Origin of the sequence: Lacticaseibacillus mingshuiensis, assembly GCF_016861785.1 — a bacterium.
Taxonomy (GTDB): Bacteria; Bacillota; Bacilli; order Lactobacillales; family Lactobacillaceae; genus Lacticaseibacillus; species Lacticaseibacillus mingshuiensis.
Genome location: NZ_BOLS01000011.1, coordinates 92,349 through 98,473, shown reverse-complemented (window position 1 = coordinate 98,473; position 6,125 = coordinate 92,349). Strand labels below are relative to the sequence as shown.

The 6,125-nt window shown below is 46.8% G+C and carries 7 protein-coding genes; all 7 read left to right on the top strand.

The window, feature by feature from the left end:
- Positions 1-80 precede the first annotated feature (80 nt).
- The gene (locus tag JUE67_RS08360) at positions 81-317 is read left to right on the top strand and encodes an HK97-gp10 family putative phage morphogenesis protein (RefSeq protein ID WP_225877929.1); all 237 of its coding nucleotides are present in this window, start codon (positions 81-83) and stop codon (positions 315-317) included.
- Positions 314-679 carry a hypothetical protein gene (locus JUE67_RS08355; protein ID WP_203627337.1) on the top strand — a complete coding sequence of 122 codons (366 nt, stop codon included), beginning with the start codon at positions 314-316 and terminating at the stop codon, positions 677-679. Before JUE67_RS08360 ends, JUE67_RS08355 begins: the two co-directional genes overlap by 4 nt.
- A 1-nt stretch (position 680) precedes the next feature.
- Entirely contained in the window at positions 681-1,319 is a 639-nt protein-coding gene (locus JUE67_RS08350; protein ID WP_203627339.1) for a phage major tail protein, TP901-1 family, read from the top strand.
- Positions 1,320-1,382: 63 nt separating this feature from the next.
- Entirely contained in the window at positions 1,383-1,823 is a 441-nt protein-coding gene (locus JUE67_RS08345; protein ID WP_203627341.1) for a tail assembly chaperone, read from the top strand.
- Between the two features lie 89 nt (positions 1,824-1,912).
- The gene (locus JUE67_RS08340; RefSeq protein WP_225877923.1) at positions 1,913-2,128 is read left to right on the top strand and encodes a hypothetical protein; all 216 of its coding nucleotides are present in this window, start codon (positions 1,913-1,915) and stop codon (positions 2,126-2,128) included.
- Complete coding sequence (locus JUE67_RS08335; protein WP_203637120.1) at positions 2,128-5,298, top strand: phage tail tape measure protein; 3,171 nt, start codon at positions 2,128-2,130, stop codon at positions 5,296-5,298. The genes JUE67_RS08340 and JUE67_RS08335 overlap by 1 nt, the downstream gene beginning before the upstream one ends.
- A 3-nt stretch (positions 5,299-5,301) precedes the next feature.
- The gene (locus tag JUE67_RS08330) at positions 5,302-6,120 is read left to right on the top strand and encodes a phage tail domain-containing protein (RefSeq protein WP_203627353.1); all 819 of its coding nucleotides are present in this window, start codon (positions 5,302-5,304) and stop codon (positions 6,118-6,120) included.
- Positions 6,121-6,125 lie beyond the last annotated feature (5 nt).

The following is a 6,125-nucleotide window of genomic DNA, read 5'->3' as shown; positions in this document are numbered from 1 at the left end:
TGAAACACCAAAGCAGCGCAGTCCCGTGTGAATCGTGGGATTGCGCTGCTTTTTTGAAATTCTATGAATAATCCAGGCAGATTGCGCCTAAGCGAACGGGCGTCATGGCAGGAAACATAAACGTCAAGCCTGTTAAAAAAACTTCGACCTCAGTCACGGGCACCATTGAGGCAGAGAAAGAATATTCTTCGTTTGTTGAATTCGGAACCTACAAGATGTCGGCCGAGCCATTCATGCGTCCGGCTGTTGATTGGGGGCAGTCTGTGTTTATCAGAAACACGATGAACAAGCTAAAGGAGGCATCGAAGTTCAAATGATACTTTCCGAATGGTATGAGGCCGTGCAGACACAGCTAACCGCAGATAGATTGAACCCGGTGTTTGTCCAACCTGACGCTAAGAGCACGCTTCCGCTGGTCTTCATAAACGTTCACGTGGACACTGACATGTCCTCTAAGACTGGAACGTTGTCCAGCGTCAGTCAGCAGATTGACATCTACGACAGCATCGATACGCCGCCCGCAACGTGGGAGGAATACGTGCAATCGGTGAAGCACTCGCTGAGCAAGGTGACACGATGGCAGTCATTAACGGCATCTAATTCAATCGACACAAGCATGGGCGAGAGCAAACCATTACGCCGCTGCATGCTTATCATTACTCTAGAAGGAGACTATTAAAATGGCAGTTATTAATAACGGTATCGAGTTTGTAAAGGACACCCCATATCGTGGTAAAGACGTTTGGTACTTTATCCAATCGACAGATCCTAAAGTAGCACCCGTTGGCAGTCCTGCAATTTTGCCGGCTCACCAAGAATCTGGAGATACCAGTATCGAAGGTGATTCTCTTGATGAACAAACCAAGATGGGTCGTATTATTGCCGCATCCACCAACGAAGACAGCATTGAACTGACAACGTACATGGTTCCGGGCGATAAAGCACATGAAATCATCATTGACGCTAAGCATGAAGGCCGTCAGGTGAAAGTATGGCGTGTCATTGTTGACCCACGTCTGGCCGTTGTAGAAGACGACCACAAGGCTTATCCAGCAATGTTTGGGTACGGTGTAGTTGATAGTGCCGACATTTCAGATGAAGACAGTTTCTCCGAGATTGACTTCACTTTGAACATCATCGGCAAACTTGCTGACAAGAACGAAGACGGTACGCCGGGCACGTTCCCGCTTTCAGATGAGCAGGTTGCAATGCTCGACCAGCTCTATGCATTCGAACGCCCAGGCGAAAAAGCCGGCGAGTTTGCGGATGGCTCTGCAACGTCAACCACTACAACCACTACAACCACGTCACACGCTTAATTAGTCGCACACAGAGACGAGTAGGCTACGGCCGATCTGAGACGACAATCTAGGAGGATATTCATGTTAGAAATTCAAGTAAAAGGTCAACCTGTAGAAGCCAAGTTTAATTTCCGCGCGTTGTTCCGTGCAAACAAGCTGTACAGCTCCTCAGAGAGCGCGAACGATGGTGCCTCAAGCATCTGGCTGGCATTTGTTACTGATGATGATATGGCGCTGTTCAAAGCACTGCGTGTATTGCTGCCAAAGTCATATACCGACGACGACGTCATGGACGTGCTCGACAAGGCCGAAGAAGATGGCAAGTCGCAAGAATTATTCAAGGAAGTTGAGCAGGAGCTTCATGAATCCGGTTTTTTCAAACATGCAGCACAACGTTGGCTGAACTTGACCGAAAAATACGGCAAAGCGTTGACGGACAAGAAGAACCAGACCGACGAGGAGAAGATTCAAGCAGCAGCGACCAAGGATACCCTGGACGCAATGAAGAAGAGTCTCTCTTAACCGATTTTGCTCGTCATGGGATATACGATCCCAATATGCCATTCGATTTGTACATGTGGGAAGCCCGTTCGATGTTGGAGGGGTCTTTTTTGCGTGATGTCGATATGCGCCGTGATTTGATGGAGCTTGCTGTCAACATTGCCAACATTCAGAACGCGAAGAACCCTAAACGGTCAGTCAAGGTTGGCTACAAGAACATTGACAAAGCCGAACAAAAGGTACTCAAACGCAGTGGAAATCGAGAAAGAAAGCCTGATGTAGAAATGATTAAGAAACTCAATGCCGCATTTGGAGGTGGTAGCTAATGGCAAACGTAGTCGCAACATTCACAGCAAACATCGCGCCATTCCAGGCCGCCATGGGCAAGCTTCAAACATCCGTTAAATCTGGTACTGACGCCGCCTCTAATGCCGGTCAGCGAGTCGGCGGTGCCATGACAAACATTGGCAAGGCCAGCACTGTTGCTGGCCTTGCTATTGGCGCAATGGCAGTAAGTTCAATCAAGAGCTACGGAGATTTTCAAAACTCGATAAACAAAGCAGCCGTAATTGCCGGATCAAGCTCAAAAGATCTTAAAAGTAATATGAATGATCTAGAAAAGGAAGCGGTAGCCCTTGGGCAACAACTGCCGATCAGTGCACAAGAGGCCGGAGTTGCCATGGTCGAGATGGCTCGTAACGGTGCTTCCGTCAGTGATCTTAAGAAAGAATTCCCAGCGATTGCTAAGGCTGCCGCTGTTACTGGCGAAGATTTATCAGCTTCAGCGATCACTGTCCAGGGCGCTATGAATATTTGGGGCAATGGTGCTGCCAATGCTGCCAAAGATTCTGCCATCTTGGCTGATAATGCGAACCTATCCAGTTTAGGTATTGGTGACATGGGCCAAGTGTTCTCAAACGTTGGCGCCACTGCCAAAACTTTGGGCTTGTCAATTATCGATGTTTCTACAGCTAGTGGCATTATGGCCAAGAACAACATTTCGGCTGCACAGGGGTCACAAGATTTGGCTCATGCCTTAACATTGATGGCTCGTCCTTCAAAGGTTGCTGCCGGCGAGATGAAAGAATTGGGTATCACATACACAGATGCAAAAGGCAACTTTAAATCATTCCCGACAATTCTTAAAGAGGTGGCAAAAGCTACGGACGGATTAAGCCAGTCTGGTAAAATTGCTGTTCTAACCAATCTTTATGGGGCTGCCGGTGCCAAAGCCATGTTGCCTTTAATCAATTCTGTTTCTAAGAGTGCCGGTAATGGTAAATCTAAATGGGACGCCTATTCAGGTGCGCTTGAGGGCGTTGGATCATCGTCATCAAAAGCGTCAAAATATTTGAATGATAACGCTAATAATATGAACAAGAACGTAGGGGCGGCCCTTGACCAAATGGGGGACGATCTTAAAGGGCTTGTATTTTCCGGAATTAATCTTGCTGCTCCAGCATTGGTGAAATTGTTTAACACGATTGGCAACCTTGCCAGCAATTTGGCAAGCGCTAAGACCCCCATGGCAGCATTCCTTAAAAACATGATTGCTTGGTCGCCGGTTATTGCGATTGTGCTTGTAGCTTTTGGCATTTTGTCAACGGTTATCGGTACAGTGATTACCAATTTTTCCGTGATTGCAGGTGCGCTTGGGCCAGTCTCTCTTGGGTTTATTGCAGCGGGCGTGGCAATCGCGCTGATTGCAACCAAAAGCAAGACAGTTGGGGGCGCCTTAAATGGAATGATTGGTATTCTGAAAAATATTGGGCAATTCATTAAATCTGCTTTCAACAACGACATCGTCAAAAGCTTTGCTGTAGCAATTGCCGCCGCCGTTGTTGCCTTTAAAGGATTTTCAATTGTATCTTCGATTGTTACTTTTCTAAGATCATTTTCAATTGCAGAAACAGCAGCATCTGTCGCTCAATGGGCTCTTAATGCTGCGATGAGTGCTAACCCTATTGTCCTGATTGCGACCGCTATTGTAGCGCTAGTCGCCGGGCTAATTTATTTCTTCACTCAAACAAAAACTGGCCAAAAAATCTGGTCTGATTTTGTTTCTGGCCTAAAGAGCATGTGGAGTGGTCTTGCTTCATTCTTTAGTGGGCTATGGAGTGGCATTACTAAAACATTCAATAGCGCTGCGAAAGGCGTTCAAAATGGCTGGAATTCAGTAACTACGTTCTTCAGCAATTTATGGACTGGCATTGTAAATGGTGCCACGAGCGCTTGGAATGGGCTAACATCATTTCTTTCTGGAATATGGAATGGAGTAGTTGGCATTGCTTCTAGCATATGGGGAGGAATCAGTTCATTCTTTTCAGGACTATGGAACGGTATTGTTTCTGCTGCAATGGCCGTATGGAACACGTTTGGGCCTGCTTTAACGACAATTTGGCAAGGAATTGTATCAATTGCCACTGGTGTTTGGAATATGTTAAAGGCTGTCATTATGGGTCCTATTCTGATTGTGTTAGATTTTCTCACGGGAAGTTGGACACAGTTGGGGGCGGATCTTCAACTTATCTGGACAAACATTGTTACGGCAGCCAGCCAAATTTGGACGGGACTTGTCACATACTTCTCAGGAGTATGGAGTTTGATCACAACCTATGCCAAAACAGCATGGAATCTATTCACATCTGTTATCGAAGCGGTATGGAACGGTATTGTTTCAGGCGCTTCTGCAATCTGGAATGCCCTTGGATCATTCTTCAGCGGGTTGTGGAACGGTATTGTTTCAACGGCGAAGAGCTTGTGGAACGGCATGGTATCATTCCTATCTGGTTTGTGGAATGGCACTGTAAACACAGCCAAGAACATTTGGAATGCTTTGCCAGGGTTCTTCTCTGGGCTGTGGAGTAGAGTCACCTCGTTCTTCTCGTCAGCATGGAACAACATCAAGTCAACCGTAATAAACGCTGCTACTAACATTGTCAATGGAGCCAGAAACATTTGGAATGGGTTTACTAATATCGTCTCAAATGTCGTCAATGGTATCAAAAATGGCTTTAATGCATTAGTGCACTTCAATTTGCTCGATGCTGGACGTGCTATCATGGACAGCTTCTTCAGTGGGTTAAAGGCTGCATGGAGTAAGGTTCAGGACTTTGTCGGTGGTATTGCTTCTTGGATTCGCCAGCACAAAGGGCCTATTAGCTACGATGCCAAGCTGTTGATCCCTGCTGGTAATGCAATCATGGGTGGTTTGAATCAAGGACTGCAAAAGTCATTCGGAGCTGTTCAAAAGACGGTTTCTGGAATGGCAAGCGAAATTTCTGACAATATGTCGGTAAACATCAGCAACTTGTCAAACGCGGGCGCACAGTTCAGCTCTGGAGACGTCACTCAGTCAATTGATGCAAGCGAACGAATCACGCCAAACATCTACGTCCAAAACAACGTTGATAAGAACGGAATTAACAGCATGGTAAAAGAGGCTGACGCCAATGACGCAGCCGTTAGCAGCTACTTCCGGCCGATTGGAGGGTAGTATATGGATCTATTAGTTGAAAAGCTAGATGGTAGCCGATACTACCTAAGCCAATACAAGGTGTTGATTACTGAATTCGAGGAATCGGCACCGTCAGTCACTCGAAACAATATGCAGCTCGATCAGCGCAACGGGAACATTGATTTTGGAGGATGGCATACAGACAAGACAATCGACATTACCGGTTACTATCGGGCTAATGATATGGACGAGGAAGAGGCACTTCGTGAGAAGCTGTATGCGCTGCTTTCCGATCCGAACGGGTATTACATTACCCAGCTGAAAACAACGCCTAGTGTGGCGATGGAACGTCCTGGCGAGACGTCCGGAGGATACTACGATAGGCTGAAAGATTATCCGTCCCACAAGCGGTTCCTTGTTTATACAGAAGCACCTGAGATGGAGCTGGTTGGCAACGTCAATGGGACACTCTTGTACAAGCTAACAGCAGAATTCAAGACGATGAAGCTGCCTTACGGTGAGACACCGCCGACAGAAATTGATGTTAGCAGTAATGTGCCATACCGCGGCACCGTTCCTTGTAATCAACTCGAGCAAGGCTTCACTGTTCAGCTAACTGCTACCGGTTCGGCGTCTTCATTGTCTTTCAAAATTGATGACGCTGAGCTGACGTCTAGCAATGCTGTAGCCGCTGGTGATGTGATCTTACTGAATGGTTTTAGCTACACCCAAAATGGGCTAAGTATCGTCAGCAAGACGAACAAGGCCTATTTTATTTTGCAACCAGATAAGCCGAATCGGATTACCTGTAACGTGCCAGGCGCGGTCCGAATTCTCAGTTTCCAAAATCTATACGCATAGGAGGC